Source organism: Actinomycetota bacterium (genome assembly GCA_035540895.1).
GTDB lineage: Bacteria > Actinomycetota > JAICYB01 > JAICYB01 > JAICYB01 > DATLFR01.
Window position 1 is genome coordinate 1 of record DATLFR010000013.1, and the last position, 14,280, is coordinate 14,280.

16 protein-coding genes are annotated in these 14,280 nt (G+C 71.5%); 10 read left to right on the forward strand and 6 right to left on the reverse strand.

Going from position 1 to position 14,280, the window contains the following annotated elements; all coding sequences use genetic code 11:
- Positions 1 to 423, reverse strand: a 423-nt coding sequence (locus VM840_00605) for a hypothetical protein (GenBank protein HVL80075.1), incomplete at its 3' end; no start/stop codon positions are given.
- 129 nt (positions 424 to 552) lie between these two features.
- Positions 553 to 1,482 carry a glycerophosphodiester phosphodiesterase gene (locus tag VM840_00610; protein ID HVL80076.1) on the reverse strand — a complete coding sequence of 310 codons (930 nt, stop codon included), beginning with the start codon at positions 1,480 to 1,482 and terminating at the stop codon, positions 553 to 555.
- A 163-nt stretch (positions 1,483 to 1,645) separates the two neighbouring features.
- Between VM840_00610 and VM840_00615 the strand changes: the two genes are divergently transcribed.
- The 3 genes from VM840_00615 to VM840_00625 all read left to right on the forward strand — a co-directional run bounded on the left by VM840_00615 (position 1,646) and on the right by VM840_00625 (position 3,261).
- Positions 1,646 to 1,819: a hypothetical protein gene (locus VM840_00615; GenBank protein HVL80077.1), complete on the forward strand. Its 174-nt coding sequence runs from the start codon at positions 1,646 to 1,648 to the stop codon at positions 1,817 to 1,819.
- Positions 1,820 to 1,888: 69 nt separating this feature from the next.
- Positions 1,889 to 2,617, forward strand: coding sequence for a BglII/BstYI family type II restriction endonuclease (locus VM840_00620; GenBank protein ID HVL80078.1), 729 nt, complete (start codon positions 1,889 to 1,891; stop codon positions 2,615 to 2,617).
- Entirely contained in the window at positions 2,614 to 3,261 is a 648-nt protein-coding gene (locus tag VM840_00625; protein ID HVL80079.1) for an A/G-specific adenine glycosylase, read from the forward strand. Before VM840_00620 ends, VM840_00625 begins: the two co-directional genes overlap by 4 nt.
- A 181-nt stretch (positions 3,262 to 3,442) precedes the next feature.
- Here the strand turns inward: VM840_00625 and dcm are convergent, their stop codons facing one another.
- Positions 3,443 to 4,681 (reverse strand): DNA (cytosine-5-)-methyltransferase, encoded by a 1,239-nt coding sequence (gene dcm, locus VM840_00630; protein ID HVL80080.1) that lies wholly within the window; start codon positions 4,679 to 4,681, stop codon positions 3,443 to 3,445.
- 140 nt (positions 4,682 to 4,821) lie between these two features.
- On the opposite strand from dcm, the gene VM840_00635 reads away from it, so the two are divergent.
- Entirely contained in the window at positions 4,822 to 6,015 is a 1,194-nt protein-coding gene (locus VM840_00635; GenBank protein ID HVL80081.1) for a DNA alkylation repair protein, read from the forward strand.
- A 365-nt stretch (positions 6,016 to 6,380) separates the two neighbouring features.
- Positions 6,381 to 9,602: a LuxR C-terminal-related transcriptional regulator gene (locus VM840_00640; protein HVL80082.1), complete on the forward strand. Its 3,222-nt coding sequence runs from the start codon at positions 6,381 to 6,383 to the stop codon at positions 9,600 to 9,602.
- A gap of 36 nt (positions 9,603 to 9,638) precedes the next feature.
- Here the strand turns inward: VM840_00640 and VM840_00645 are convergent, their stop codons facing one another.
- Positions 9,639 to 10,370, reverse strand: coding sequence for a nuclease-related domain-containing protein (locus VM840_00645; protein ID HVL80083.1), 732 nt, complete (start codon positions 10,368 to 10,370; stop codon positions 9,639 to 9,641).
- Positions 10,371 to 10,615: 245 nt separating this feature from the next.
- Between VM840_00645 and VM840_00650 the strand changes: the two genes are divergently transcribed.
- Complete coding sequence (locus VM840_00650; GenBank protein HVL80084.1) at positions 10,616 to 10,903, forward strand: hypothetical protein; 288 nt, start codon at positions 10,616 to 10,618, stop codon at positions 10,901 to 10,903.
- A gap of 37 nt (positions 10,904 to 10,940) precedes the next feature.
- Here VM840_00650 and VM840_00655 read toward each other — a convergent pair whose 3' ends face one another.
- A complete protein-coding gene (locus VM840_00655) occupies positions 10,941 to 11,732 on the reverse strand; it encodes an N-formylglutamate amidohydrolase (protein ID HVL80085.1) in 792 nt (263 codons plus the stop codon).
- 14 nt (positions 11,733 to 11,746) lie between these two features.
- Positions 11,747 to 11,926, reverse strand: coding sequence for a hypothetical protein (locus VM840_00660; GenBank protein ID HVL80086.1), 180 nt, complete (start codon positions 11,924 to 11,926; stop codon positions 11,747 to 11,749).
- A 494-nt stretch (positions 11,927 to 12,420) separates the two neighbouring features.
- Between VM840_00660 and nthB the strand changes: the two genes are divergently transcribed.
- The 4 genes from nthB to VM840_00680 all read left to right on the forward strand — a co-directional run.
- A complete protein-coding gene (gene nthB, locus VM840_00665) occupies positions 12,421 to 13,050 on the forward strand; it encodes a nitrile hydratase subunit beta (protein ID HVL80087.1) in 630 nt (209 codons plus the stop codon).
- Positions 13,047 to 13,637: a nitrile hydratase subunit alpha gene (gene nthA / locus VM840_00670; GenBank protein HVL80088.1), complete on the forward strand. Its 591-nt coding sequence runs from the start codon at positions 13,047 to 13,049 to the stop codon at positions 13,635 to 13,637. The genes nthB and nthA overlap by 4 nt, the downstream gene beginning before the upstream one ends.
- On the forward strand, positions 13,634 to 13,834 hold the full coding sequence (locus tag VM840_00675; protein ID HVL80089.1) for a hypothetical protein: 201 nt from the start codon (positions 13,634 to 13,636) through the stop codon (positions 13,832 to 13,834). The genes nthA and VM840_00675 overlap by 4 nt, the downstream gene beginning before the upstream one ends.
- 6 nt (positions 13,835 to 13,840) lie before the next feature.
- Positions 13,841 to 14,280, forward strand: a 440-nt coding sequence (locus tag VM840_00680; GenBank protein HVL80090.1) for an adenylate/guanylate cyclase domain-containing protein, incomplete at its 3' end; no start/stop codon positions are given.

Sequence of the window (14,280 nt, forward strand, 5' to 3'; positions counted from 1 at the left end):
GCTCCCGCCACACCCACCCGTCCCGCCCCCCTCGACCAGGTTGGGCAGGGCGGGACGGGTGGGTGTGGCGGGAGCCGATATCCGTATGCACAGGTCGGCGTCTGGGTCGGCGTACGCGAGACGGGCTGCGTCCACGGTCGCGGTCCCGAGCACGCGTCCGGACGGGGCCGTGAAACGCCGGCCGACCAGCCCTCCCACCCCCACCTCCACGGCGCTGCGGTCGAGGCCGTCGGGGAGAGGGGTCCGGACCATGACCGACGAGATGAGGCCGGTCCGGGCGTCCGCGGCGCCGGACGCATGGTCGTACGGGGCCCCGGCGTCCTGGGCGCGGGCCGCCGGAGCGGTGAGGGCGAGCAGGCCGGCCACGGCGGCCGCGGCTCGCACCCTCAGGGCGATGCCGGTCCCGGTGTCCCTCCGACGCACGGCGGCCTAGCGCTCGTAGCGCGCCGTGTACGACCCGTGGGCGGTCCCGCCCGAGACACCGACGCAGAACCCATCGACATCGAACGTGCCGGACATGCCCTCGGATATCCCCGTGCCCCGTGTCCTCGGTCAGGCCCGCTCGCGCACCACCTGGGCTAGCAGGGTCGGGCGGTCGGTCATGATCCCGTCGACGCCGATGTCCAGGAGCCACTCCATCGTCGGACGGTCGTTGACGGTCCATACATGGACGACGAACCCGTTCGCGTGCGCCTTCCGCACGAACTCACCGCCGCGGTCTACCACCTCGATCCCCGCGAAGTTCAAGGGCACCTGCAGCGCGTGGTACCTCGGGTTGGGAGCGCCCGGGAGCGGTCCGCGGATGCTCGCCCAGAAGGCGGCCGTCTGTCCGGTCGCCGTAGCCGTCGACACGTCCGGTGCCGCGAGCTTGAACGCCTCGAGGTGGCTGTCCACGAAGCTGGCCACGACGACGTCGCGGGCCCGGCCCGTCTCCCTCAGGATGTCCGCGACGGTCTGGTGATAGGGCGCCGTCTCGGGGGCGCCGCTCTTGATCTCGAGGGTGAACGGGACGTCGGGGAACCGCGTCAGGAGCTCGCGCAGCGTCGGGACGCGGAAGTCGTCCGGGGTGAAGCCGGCCGGCGGAGGAACGGCTCCCGTGGCGATGCCCCGGTACGGGAAGGTCCCATCGGGCGCCCGGAAGTCGTGCCCGGCGTCGAGCGTCCTGATCTGGGCCAGGGTCATGGAGTCGACGCGTCCGGACCCGTCCGTCGTCCGGTCGACCGTTGCGTCGTGCATGGCGATCACCTCGCCGTCGGACGTGGCGTGCAGGTCGGCCTCGAGCATGTCCGTGCCCGCCTCGAGCGCCTTCGCGTACGTGAAGAGCGTCTCCTCGGGACCCTCGGAGGCGCCGCCTCGGTGGGCGATGTTGAGGAACGGGAGGCCGGCCCAAGGGTTGTCGGGCGACTGCGCGGCCGATGGCACGGCGGGCGCGGCGACCAGCGTGACCAGCGCGAGGACGACGAGGTGTCTGTGCGAGCGCAAGCTTCTCCTCCCAGGGTGTCGCCCGCGACGTTCGACATCGGCGGGAGCGGGTCCTGCCCGGGTGGGGCTCCCGGGTCGGGCGTCCACCCGTCCACCTGTCCACCGCGGGGCCTCGACGGAGCCATGCCTGGTACCGTCTCCCCGACGGACAGGGAGGGTGCCCATGCGCAGGCTGAAGATGGTCCTCGCGCTCGCCGCGCTCGTGATCGGGAGCGCGTTCGCGGCTCCCGCGGCGTCCGCGGGCGGGTTCTGCGGACCCGAGGACGGATGCTCACCGTGCAGCGGCGAGATCGTCATCGACGGCAAGAACACGAGGATCGAGTTCCACCAGTGCTGACCTGAGTCGCGGGCGCCGCGCAGCGGCGCCCGCGCAGGTCCCCCCGCACCCCCCGGTACCCTGGCTCCCGTGCGCATCCGGACGGCCAGCCACCTGTACGGGGAGACCATCCTCCGCAACGACTTCCCGGCCGAGTACGCCGAGCTCACCGCCGCCCTGACCGGGTGCGAGCTCCCGCTGCGCCCGTCCGGACCGTTCACCGAGCGCGGGCGTCCCCAGACGCCGAAGCGCCAGCGCCGCCGCGTCCGGGGCGTGGACGGGTACGCCCTCTTCCCGATCGACCAGGCCGCGCTGAACCAGCGGTTCGACGACGTCCTGCGGGAGGCGGGCTGGAGCAGGCAGCCGTTCGTCGTCCAGCAGCCGGCAGGATCCGTCCTCGACAAGTACCTGAAGGGCGACTTCTCGAAGCACCGGGTCTTCGTCGAGGTCGAGTTCGGCAACGCGGCCAGCCTCTACCGCGACCTGTTCAAGTTCCAGATCGCCGGACGCTCCGGCGTAGGCGAGGTCGGCGTCCTCGTCGTCGCCACCGCCGACCTGGCCAAGTTCTTCGACTCGGGCGTGGCCACGTTCGAGCAGGCGGTCAGCCTCCTGCCCTACATGCGCATCGGCATCCAGCTCCCCATCTGGGTGGTGGGGCTCGACGTCGACGACTGGGCTCCCATACGCGCCCGTTACGACGAGATGCAGGCGGAGGCCTCCGCGCACGGGATCCGCTGTCACCCCTTCGACTTCATCCATTCGATCGCGCCCGAGGAGCTGTTCGCGGAGTACCTGTGGGAGCCGGATCCCGAGGCTTGAGCTCGCGGACCTTCTTCGTCCGGACGCTGCTGCGTTGGGGACGACGCAACCGGCGTGACTTCCCGTGGCGCAGCGACACGGACCCGTTCCGCGTGCTCGTCGCGGAGATACTCCTCCAGCGGTCCAGGGCAGGCACGGTCGCGAAGGTGTACGAGGCGCTCTTCGCGCGCTGGCCGACCCCGGAGACGCTCGCGGGAGCCGACCCGGACGAGATCCGGACGGTGATCCGCCCGCTCGGACTGGTCAGTCGGGCCGTCCGCCTGCGTGATCTCGCGGCGGTAGTGGCTGAGGGGGGAGTGCCCCGATCTCCGGAGGATCTCCAGCGGCTCCCAGGCGTGGGGGCGTACGCGGCCCGGGCGACGGCAGCCGTCGCGTTCGGACGCCGCACCGCCGTCGTCGACGGCGTCAGCGCCCGCGTATACCGCCGCTACTTCGGGGCCGAGGCCGTGCTCGCCCCCACCGCCGACCCGGCGCTGTGGCGCCTGGTGGAGGAGGTGACGCCGAACGCGGCGGTGCGGGAGTGGAACTGGGCGGTGCTCGACCACGCGTCCGCGATCTGCACGCCGAAGGTGCCCCGCTGCGGACTGTGTCCGCTCGAGCCCCGCTGCGCGTACGCGGTGTCCGGGGGCCGCCGCGCGGAGTAGGACGCCCGGGCACCGACGACCAGAACCCGCCAACCGTGCGCCGCAGACGTGGATACGGCGCACGGAGGTCGCCTTCTGGGTCGCATACGACCAGAACCCGCCGCTCGTGTCCGGATGGACAGCCACAGGATCACCGATGGTGTCTCATGGCCGGGGGAGGGGCCCGCGGCCCCCGCGTAGGTCAGCGCAGTCCGGTGTCGGGCTCGGTGGCCAGCACCCGTCCGATGCGTTCCACGAGTCCGACGACGAGCGCGTTGCCCATGCAGAAGGCGCGGCGTCCCTCCGGCATGCCGGTGCCCGTCCAGCCGTCCGGGAAGCCGTTCAGCCGCTCGAGCTCGACGGGGGTGAGACGGCGCAGGCGGCCGTCCGGGGTCTGGACGACGTGCTTGAAGCGCGAGGGCGTCCGGCCTCCCTCGCCGGTGAGGATCGTGCGACTCGGCCTGTCCAGGGGGTCGGGGAACGGGACGGCTCCCTCGCTGTAGTGGTAGGTGTAGCCGCTGGCGTGCGTGCGCCGCTCCCGCTTGGCTCCCTTCAGGTAGCGCCACGCCTTCAGCTCGCGCCGCGGGATGTAGAAGCGGGCCGGGACGTCGTCGTCGAGGACGTCCCCGAGGACGGAGAACGGGCCCTCGTGGTCGGGACGCACGTCCATCGTCCACACCTTCCGGTCCCAGACGGCGCCCGCGGACCGGAACGGCGTGTGACGGAGGCCGCGCCCGAACGTCTCCGAGAGCTCGTAGACGTCGCCGTCGATCGAGAGCGCGGGGCCGCCGACCCACTCCTCGGGCCGAACCGGGAACGCCCGGGCCAGGACCCCGTCGGACAGGATCAGCCGGTCCCCCGACCCGGCGACGGACGAGGCCAGCCTGGCGCAGACGAACACACGCCGGCGCCGCTGCGGGAACCCGTACTCGGCCGCGTTCACGACTCGCCACTCCACGACGTACCCGAGGTCGGACAGGCAGGCGAGCATCACGGCGAAGTCGCGTCCCCGCTGGGAGGCGGGGGATTTCAGGAGCCGGTCGACGTTCTCGAGCAGGACGATCCGGGGCCGCTTGAGGGCGAGGAAACGGTGGATCTCCCACCACAGGACCCCCTTCTTCCCGCGGAGCCCGAGCGCCTGGGGGAGCGGCTTCGAGACGCTGTAGTCCTGGCACGGGAAGCCTCCGCACAGCAGGTCCACGTCGGGGATCTCGGCCTCCCCCGCCTCCGCCCGGTCGAGGACGACCGCGATGTCGTCGCAGACGTGGCCGTCCGGGCCGAAGCGGGAGACGTAGCAGTCGGACGCGTGCTGCCTCTTCGTCGACGGCTCCCACTGGTTGGACCAGACCGTCTCCCACCCGGCGCGCTCCAGGCCCAGGCGGAACCCGCCCACGCCGGCGAACAGCTCGGCGACCGTCCCCGGCCCGCTCTCGGATCTCATGATCGTGATCCAGAAGGTAGCAGCGGGCACGGACGGACCGCGCCCCACCGGACCGACGGGAGCGGGCCCGGACCCGCTCTGACATCGGTGCCGTGTCACACTCGCCCCGGACGGATGCCCGACCGCTGGGTAGGAGGACGATGCCGCCGTTCAAGGACCAGGTCTCTCGCGCGTCGGTCCGGCGGCTCGCCGGGGTGCTCGCCGGCGGCGACCCCGGGTTCGGCTCCCGGCGATTCGTCCAGGAGGTCTCCCGCGGCCTGGACGAGCTCGAGCTGAAGGCGAGGATCGCGCACATCGCTGCCGCGCTCACGCGTCACCTCCCCGCCGACTTCGAAGCGGCGGCCGCGCTCGTGCTGCGGACCGTGCCCGGCTCGGACCTGGACATGTGGGAGGCCTGGCCGGTGATGGACTGGGTCGCCCACGCCGGCATCGACGCCCCCTCCACGGCCCTCGAGGTGATCGGCGCGGTCACGCCGAGGGCGTCAGGCGAGTTCGCCGTCCGACCGTTCATCGACCGCTACCCCGATCTCGCGTTCCGGACGATGGAGCGATGGACCGAGGATCACGACGAGGAGGTGCGGCGCCTCGTCTCCGAGGGGAGCCGTCCGCGCCTCCCGTGGGCGCCGCGCGTCCCGTTGCTCGACGCGCAGCCGACCTGGGCGGTACCTCTGCTCGACCGGCTGAGGGACGATCCGTCGCCCTATGTCCGCCGCTCGGTGGCCAACCATCTCAACGACCTGTCCAAGGCCGACCCGGGGGCCGCGCTCGAGGTGGCGCGACGCTGGTCGGTCGAGGGGGGCACCCACGCGGCCGCGGTCCTGCGCCACGGCCTGCGCACGCTCGTGAAGGCGGGTGATCCGCACGCCCTGGCGCTCGTGGGAGCCGACGCCGAGGCCCCCGTCGAGGTCCACGACTTCACGGTGGTGACCCCGACGGTCAGGCTGGGGGACGCGCTCGAGTGGCGGTGCGTCCTCACGACGCGCCACGACGATCCGGTCACGGCGCTCGTCGACTACGTCGTGCATTTCGCGGGCGCCCGTGGGGCTCCCAGACGCAAGGTGTTCAAGCTCAAGAGGGTGCGGTTGGAGCGAGGCCGCACCGTCGAGATCGTGCGCCGCCACCCGCTCGTGCCAGTGACGACGCGCCGCTACTACCCGGGGAGGCACCGGGTGGAGGTCCAGGTGAACGGTCGCGTCCTGGCCGGCGGCGACTTCGACCTCGTCCTCGATCAGCCGGTCGCCAGCGATCTTGCGCCGGGGGAGTCGATCCTGCAGGAGAACGCGCCACCCGACGACACCCCCCCGGGCGAATCCACCAGCAGCTGGTCGTCGTAGCGGCACCCGAGTCGTACCAGCTCAGCCCGGCGCCGTAGGGGGAGGGGGTCCGCTTGAGCTCGAGCACGGCTTCGACGAAGGCCTTCCTCTCGGCCGGGCTGAGCCGGGTGACGCTCTTGCGCAGGCGAGCGGGTTCGGCGGCTCCCGCAGGAACGGGGATCGACCCCATCGCCGAGCCCAACAGGACCAGTGAGACCACGATCCTGACCATCGCCTTCATGGCGCCCCCCTCTCCGGAACCGTCGCGATCGGGAACAGCCTCCCGGCAGCGCCCGGGTGGTACATGAGTCATATGACTCAAGTACGGGCAGGTGTGCGAGGGAGACTGGTCCCAGGTGAACGCTGAAGCACGGGCGAGGGGCACGATGAGCTTCCTAGTGGTGGAGCCCGACCCGTCGGCTCCTCCCGGGAGGCGGGCGACGCACTCTCCCGACTATCCGCGCGTCGTCGCGGCCGCCGTCTCCGCTCGGGGAGGTCGGGTGACGGGCTGCACCGATGGGTCCGAGCGGCGCTGGGTGGGGGCCTTCACGGGAGCCGCTGACGCGGTCGCCGCCGCCCTCGAGCTCCACGTCACGCTGCGCGCGATCGACGCGGCCGCCGCGATGGCGCTCGACGCGGGCGATGTGGAAGTGGACGTCGACGGGGGGTACCGCGGTCGCGCGTTGGACCGCTGCCTCGTCCTCGCGCATCAGACGCGCGCCGGCCACATAGTCGCGTCAGCTTCGGTGGCCGCGCTCACCTCCGACCGGTTCGAGTACAAGGACCTCGGACCTCACAGGCTCTGGGAGGGACAACCGGAGCGCGTGTTCCAGTTGCTGCATCCGGACATGGACGAAGCCGACCCGCTGGACCGGACCGGCAGCCGCACCCCGACGAACCTCCCCACGCAGGCCACGTCGTTCGTCGGTCGCGACGACGAGCTCCGCCGCATCCGCGGACTGCTGGGGTCGGCCAGGCTCATCACGCTGCTCGGCCCGGGTGGGTCCGGGAAGACGAGGCTGGCCGTGCGCGCCGCCACGGAAGCGGCGCCCTCCCACCCCGACGGCGTCTGGTTCGTGGACCTGTCCGGGGTCGCGCCGGGCGAGGACCCCGCGCAAGCCGTGGCCTCGACCCTGGGGTTGCGGGGGGTGGCCGGTCTGCAACCGATGGACCGGCTCGTCGCCCATCTCGAGCACCTCCGCTGCCTGATCATCTTGGACAACTGCGAACAGGTCGTGGAGGCGAGCGCGGAGGTCGCGGGCGGCCTGGCCGAGCGGTGTCCCGGGGTGACCGTGATGGCCACGAGTCGAGCGGCGCTGGACCTCCCAGGCGGACACGTGCTGAGGGTTCCGCCGCTCCAGGTTCCTGCGCCGGGGGAGCCCATCGAGCGCGCCGAAGCGGTGCGCCTCTTCTGCGACCGGGCGAGCTCCGTCCGCGACGGGTTCCGCTTGTCGAACGCGAACGCCGCAGCGGTGGCCGAGATATGTCGCCGCCTCGACGGGATACCGCTCGCGATCGAGCTCGCGGCAGGACGCGTCAACACGCTTTCCCCGGACCAGATCGCCGCCGGGCTCGACGACCGCTTCAAGCTGTTGGCGGCCGGTGCCCCCGCATCGCGGCAACGCACCCTCGAAGGATCCGTGGAGTGGAGCTACTCGCTCCTCGACGACCAAGAGAAGGGGGTCCTCCGCCGAACCAGCGTCTTCGCAGGAGGCTTCGCCCTGCGGGAGGCGGAGCGGGTCTGCGCGGCCGAGGGGTTCCCACCGTCGCAGGTCCTGGACGTGATCGCCCGACTCGTCGACCGTTCGCTCATCGCTTCCGAGGAGGCACCGGACGGCTACCGCTACCGCCTGCTCGAGACGATCAGGGAGTTCGCGCAGGCGCGCCTGATGGAGGCCGGGGATGCCGACGCCTGCCGTCGTGAGCATGCCGAGACCTACGTCGAACTGGCGTCGAGGCTCCTCGATCTGTCGGGGTCGGACCCGGACGCGGCCATCGCTGCCGCTCGTACCGAGATCCCCAACCTGGTCGCGGCCTACGAGTGGTGCATCGACGAGCGAGCTCCCGGGGATGCGCTCAGGATCGCCTGTCTCCTAGCCTTCGCGCTGAGCAGGTCGGCTGCGCAGAGATCGATCGAACTCGTGCGCCGCGCGCTGGCCGCCGCACCGGACGCCCCGATGCTCCTGCGCGCCGTGGGCCACCTGGCGCTCGGTCACTCGATCGCGGACACGACGGACTTCGCCGAGGCCTTGCGCGTGTGGGACGAAGGGCGGGCGCTGGCTCGGTCGGCAGGCGCCCCCCAACTGGCCGCCGCCATCGCGGCCCAGAGCGCTCACCTGAGGGTCCTGATCGACCCGCTGGCGGCGCGGGAGGCTGCCACTCAGGCGGTCAAGGAGGCTGAAGCCGCCGGCGCGCACATGGCCCTCGAGTCCGCGCTGATCGCCTGGAGCACCTACGAGTCATTCTTCGGGAGCCCGGTCCTCGCTCACCAGTTGAATCGACGAGCCCTCGAAGAGGAAGCCGGCCGCGGTAGCGCGGGCGAGGCTCTGGCGGCGGAGTGCTGGAGGCGGCTCGCCTTCGTCGATGGTGTGACGGAGGTTCCACCGATGGTGCGGCAGAGGAGGGAGACCACCGATCGGATCCCAGCGAGCCGTGCTTCGGCCGACCTCTTCGAGGCCTGGGCGGCCGAGATCCTCGGGGAGGTCGCCGAGGCCCGAGCTCTGTGGGCGCGTGCCGTCAGGTCCTGCCCGGACGGGTACCTCATGTCCCTCACGCTGCTGAGGGCGGGCCGTTTCGCGCTGGGTGACGGACGGCTCGAGACCGGCATCGAGCTCCTCCTGCGGGCGGAGGAGGTCGCCCCGAAGCAACGCGTCCCGGTCACCGCGGCGCTCATGACCGGGGTGGCCCTCGCCGCGATGGCCTCGGGCGACGCGGCCTCCGCGCGGGCGCAGCTCGAGCGAGCCATCGACTACGCCCGCCGGCAGCGTCTGCGCCAGGAGCTGGGGGAGGCGCTGCTCGAACTCGGCCGTCTCGACCTCAGCGAGGGGGATCCGCTCGCGGCGCAGCGCAGCCTGCGGGAGGCGGCCTCCGTCGCGGCCACGATCGGTGACAACGGCGTCGGGGTCCAGGCGCTCGAGGCGCTCGCCCGGGCGGCGTCCGCCGAGGATCGGCCTGGGGACGCGGTGCGCTTGCTCGGGGCGGCGAACGCCGCGAGGAGTGCCCTCGGCTACGCGCCGATGCCCGATCGTGCGGCAGAGATCGAAGCGTGCATCGCGCTCACGCGGGGAGCGCTGGGGGACGAGGCGTTCGAGCGGGCCTGGACGCATGGCAGCTCGACGCCGCTCGAGGACGTGCTGGCGTCGGAAGCCCGGGGTCGCGGCCCCCGAGGGCGTCCCGCCTCGGGCTGGGACAGCCTCACCCCCGCTGAGCTCGCCGTGGTACGTCAGGCTGCCCACGGACGTTCGAACAAGGAGATCGGCGCGATCCTCCACCTCTCGCCCCGGACCGTGCAGAACCACCTGTCCCGGGTCTTCGGCAAGCTCGGCATCTCATCGCGCGCGGAGCTGGCCGCCCTGGCTGCGACGCGTCATCTGCCGGGCGAAGACTGAAGCCCACACCCAGTCCGTCGAGGGGTCAGGAACGGGCTACGCCTGGGGCGGCGTGGCGTCGTCCCAGGACGTCACCCGGTAGCCCCGGACGCCCGCCCCGAGCATGACCGCACGCGCGGCGAGCCTCACGTCGTCGGGCGACATCCGCTCCGGGTTCGACCGGATCGTCGGCAGCAGGTCCTTCGACTCGATGACCCGGACCTGGCCGAACTTCATCGGCCCTCTCTCCAGCTCGGTGGCCGTCAGGACGACGAGCGCGTTCACCCACGGTGTCAGCCCGGTGTGCGCGATGCGCTTCTTCACCTCGAACGCCTCGCCGAGAGCCTGCTTCAGGGTCCCGCGCTCGTCGGTGCCGCTGCGCATGAAGGTCCCACCCGGGCCTGCGTAGACACGGCCCGTCCATGCCTTCGTCTCGATCGCCCACACCCCCGTCGGACCGACGACGACATGGTCGAGGTTGCCGTGTCCGGTGTCGATGTCGTGCAGGATGCGATAGCCCTCCGGCTCGAGCTCGGACAGAAGGCGGCCGACCGCTTCCTCCCCGCGCGCCCCCTTCAGCCACGGCATGAGGAGTTGCATCGTGTCCTCACGATCGGTCCAGACGGCGAGCGCGAACACGGGCAGCGACATCCACCAGGAGGTGAGCGGCAACAGGTGCAGGGCGATGGCTGCTGCCAACCAGATCCCGAAGCCGACGAGCGCGAGACGACGCGCGCGCGTCTGGACGACCGACCGTGCGAACCCCCCTGCTGTGCCGAACGTAGGCATCGCGCTCCCCCCGATCCCCGTCGCTTCTCCCTCGAGCATACGCGATCGCGAAGCGCGGAAGCGCGTCGCGCATCAGCTGTCTCCGCGAGGATATGCGTCGAGGGTCCGCCGGTCGAGCGCGAGATAATTTCACTCCGCCCGAGGCGAGAAATGGACGCCGCACGACCGATGGCTCCGGGCGCAAGACACCTTAGTCAACATCGTTTACAATGAGTCCTCCCCACCCCCCGGACCGGAGGTCTCCCATGGGCATCCAGCAGCGCGTCGTGAAGCAGACGATCACCGAATACGTGTGCGACCTGTGCAAGAAAGTCGTGCGCGACAAGGACGCTACGGTCGGCAACCTGTCGGTGAAGCCGGCCGGCGCCCGCGGACGGCCTCGGCAGATAGATGTCGTCTTCCACCCGCAGTGCCTCTCGCGGATCGCCGACGGCGGCCGTCCCCGGGCCGCGAAGAAGCCGGCCGGGCGAAAGAAGGGAGCCGCGCGCAAGGCCGGCGCGAAGAAGCGGGCTTCCGCGGGTTCGAAGAGCTAAAGCCCTACGAGGCCCGGCCGACGGGCCGCGTTTTCAGTTACCCGCGGATCGCTTCGAGGATGGCTCTGACGTGTCCGCGGGCTGCTGCGAAATCCGATCTGGCTCCCGTCGCCTCGTCCATGTATAGATCGCGTCGCACCTCGACCATCAACGACGAGACGCGCGGGTCCTGCCGGTAGTGCCGAAGCGGGACATAGGTGCCCGCGAAAGGCACGTCCCGCGCCGTATCGAGGCCCCGCTCGGCGCACGCCGCTTCGGCGCGCTCGATCATCGGCGCCGGTGTGTGGAACGGGTCCGTCCCCAGGCATATAGAAGGACGGGGCTGCACCGGAGGGAGCTCGTATGGGAGCGGCTGCGACGGATACGAATGGACATCCACGATCGTGCAGCTCCCGAAGGTCTCGAGCATCCGGTCCACGACGCCCGTGAACGCCGCGGCGTACGGCTCGAAGAACCGGGCCAGCAGCTCGTCCCGGTCCGCCGGGGTGCGCAGCGGTCGACCGCCGGACGTCCGGGTGTAGACGGCTCCCATCCCGACCGCCTCCATCGTCTCCCGGTCCGGATCGGGGAACCGCTCCGGGTCGACGACCAGGCGGCTGACCCCGTTCACGAACATCACGCCACCGAGATCGAGGACGTCTGCGGCGAGCTCGTCGGTGTAGGCGTCCGTCATCGCAAGGAGCTCCGCCTCGAGCTCGGTCCTGTCCAAGAGGAGCGTCGAGGCGAGATCGGACGGGATGTGGCGCGACGGATGGGGGACGTGGGCCACCATCGGCACCGTGATCCCCTCGGGAGGTTCGAGCACGCTGAACGCGGCCTCCTCGCGCACCCACGCCATGTCCGTCAGCGGGCGAACAGGGACGCCAGGTCGACCCTCAGGTCCGGGAGTACGGACGGCGACACCTCGTCCGTGTGCGCGACAGCGTCGGCTCCCGGACGGTGCACCACGACCTCCAGCCTCCGGTCGTTGGGGGAGTGGACGTGGTCGGCGCACGTGAGCCGCTGGGTGGGATGGGTGGCCATGGTTCACCGATCCTTCGTAGCCGAGGGGAAGGCCTCCGAGGTTACCAACGGGAGCCGGCCCGCCCGCTTCCGAAGCCGGTAACGGCTCCCGTCTCACCCCCGTAGGGGGTGTCGGCCACGAGTTGTCGGGCCTGCCACTCGTGGCCCGTCCGAGGGAACGGGGAGGGCGATGGCATGACGAGGACGCACGAGTGCCGGTTCGACTTCGACCATTGGCGGGGCCATATCGCGAGGTTCGGCCCCCACCTGCGGCCCGCGTACCTATGCGAGGAGCGGTCGTGTCCGGAGCGGCGGTCTAGGCCTACGCGCCACGTCACCTTTGCGACTTCTCGCGGCGCGAGACGGTGGCGCTGTTCCGCGGACACGGCCAGGAGCGTCCAGCCACCAGGTACGAGCTGAGGATCGCCTAGCCCGGGCGAGAGTGGAAGGGCGGGGACCGGAGTCGGTCCCCGCCCCTCTGCGTTCCAGGGGTGCGGGGCTGGTAGGGTCACCCCGTGAACGGCCCCCACGACCTCGGCGGCATGGACGGGTTCGGTCGCGTCCCCTACCAGGCCGAGGAGCCGGTCTTCCACGAGCCCTGGGAGGGCCGCACCTTCGCCCTGCTGGGCGCCGGGATGGTGGCCGGCCTGTACGGCACCCCGGTCTTCCGGCACTCCATGGAGCGCATCGAGCCCCCGCGGTACCTGGCCTCCTCGTACTTCGAGCGCTGGTCGATCGGCCTGGCCACCCTGCTCGTGGAGTCCGGCGCCGTCACCGCGGAGGAGCTCGATGCCGCGCTCGGCGAGCCCATGCCGCGCAGCCTCCCCGTCCGGGCTCCCCGTCTCGCGAGCCCCGGTCCCGACGTCACCGAGCCGTGCTTCCGCGTGGGGGACGCGGTCCGGGTTCGCAACGAGCACCCGGTCGGGCACACGCGCTGTCCGCGCTACGTCCGCGGACGCGTGGGCACCGTGACGATCGTGCACGGGCCCGGCAACCTCGACGATGTCGAAGCCCACAGCGACGGCAAGAGGCTCGAGCCCGTCTACGCGGTCAGGTTCGAAGGGTCGGAGCTGTGGGGCGCCACCGCCGAACCGCGGACATCGGTCACCATCGACCTGTTCGAGAGCTACCTGGAGGCTTCATGAGCGACACGCACGGTCACTCCCACGAGGTCGCGGGTCCGGCGGCCCGCGTGGCCGCGCTCGAGCGGGTCATGATCGAGAAGGGCCTGGTGGAGGAGTCGTTCATCGACTCCGTCGTCGAGACCTATACGGACAGGTTCGGGCCCCGCAACGGCGCCCGCGTCGTCGCCCGGGCCTGGACCGACGACGCCTACAAGCAGCGGCTCCTGGCGGACGGCAAGGCGGCCATCGCCGAGCTCGGGTTCGACGGTCCGGAGGGGGACGTCGTAGCGGTCGAGAACACCGACGAGGTGCACAACGTGGTCGTCTGCACCCTGTGCTCCTGCTACCCGTGGTCGGTGCTCGGGCTCCCGCCGCGCTGGTACAAGAGCTACGAGTACCGGGCGCGGATGGTCCGGGAGCCGCGGACCGTCCTGCGGGAGTTCGGCCTCGACCTGCCGGCGGAAACGGAGGTCCGGGTGTGGGACTCGAGCGCCGAGAAGCGCTACCTCGTGCTGCCGCAACGCCCCGCGGACACGGACGGGCTCGAAGAGGACGCCTTGGCCAGCCTGGTCACCCGGGACTCGATGATCGGGGTGTCGCGCCTGTGACCACCGATCCCGAGGCGGCGTTCGAGGAGCCCTGGCAGGTGAGGCTGTTCGCGCTCACCCAGGCCGTGGTGGGCGACGACCGCGAGGCCTTCCGTCAGCGCCTCATCTCCGCCATCGACCAGGACCCGCACCGCGGCTACTGGGAGTCGTGGCTGGCGGCGTTCGAGGACCTGGTCGCGGCGCGCACGGACGTCTAGGGTCCGGTGACCGGCTCGCACCTCCCCACCGGCACCGTCACCCTCCTGCTCGCCGACATCGAGGGCTCGACCCGGCTGTGGGAGAGCGACCACGACTCGATGGCCCGCGGGATCGCGGTCCATGACCGGGTGGTGGCCGACGCTCTGCAGCGGCACAACGGCGTCCGGCCGCGTGACCAGGGTGAGGGGGACGCCTTCGTGGCCGCCTTCGAGCGGCCCACCGACGCCGTCGCATGCGCGCTCGAGATCCAGCTCGGCCTTGCCCAGCCCCACGACGGCACGCCCATCAGGCTGCGGATCGGCGTGCATACCGGCGAGGTGCACAAGCGGGACGAGTGGAACTACATGGGGACGTCCATCAACCGGACGGCCCGCGTCCGCAACATCGGGCACGGCGGACAGGTGCTGCTTTCCCAGGTCACCCGCGACCTCGTCCTCGACTCCCT

What these genes read in the sequence shown, in the direction of transcription:
- VM840_00615 (HVL80077.1), top strand. Translation starts at nt 1,646, where the DNA reads ATGCGCAGGCTGAAGATGGTCCTCGCGCTCGCCGCGCTCGTGATCGGG.
- dcm (HVL80080.1), bottom strand. Translation starts at nt 4,681, where the DNA reads ATGAGATCCGAGAGCGGGCCGGGGACGGTCGCCGAGCTGTTCGCCGGC.
- VM840_00635 (HVL80081.1), top strand. Translation starts at nt 4,822, where the DNA reads ATGCCGCCGTTCAAGGACCAGGTCTCTCGCGCGTCGGTCCGGCGGCTC.
- VM840_00640 (HVL80082.1), top strand. Translation starts at nt 6,381, where the DNA reads ATGAGCTTCCTAGTGGTGGAGCCCGACCCGTCGGCTCCTCCCGGGAGG.
- VM840_00645 (HVL80083.1), bottom strand. Translation starts at nt 10,370, where the DNA reads ATGCCTACGTTCGGCACAGCAGGGGGGTTCGCACGGTCGGTCGTCCAG.
- VM840_00650 (HVL80084.1), top strand. Translation starts at nt 10,616, where the DNA reads ATGGGCATCCAGCAGCGCGTCGTGAAGCAGACGATCACCGAATACGTG.
- VM840_00660 (HVL80086.1), bottom strand. Translation starts at nt 11,926, where the DNA reads ATGGCCACCCATCCCACCCAGCGGCTCACGTGCGCCGACCACGTCCAC.
- nthA (HVL80088.1), top strand. Translation starts at nt 13,047, where the DNA reads ATGAGCGACACGCACGGTCACTCCCACGAGGTCGCGGGTCCGGCGGCC.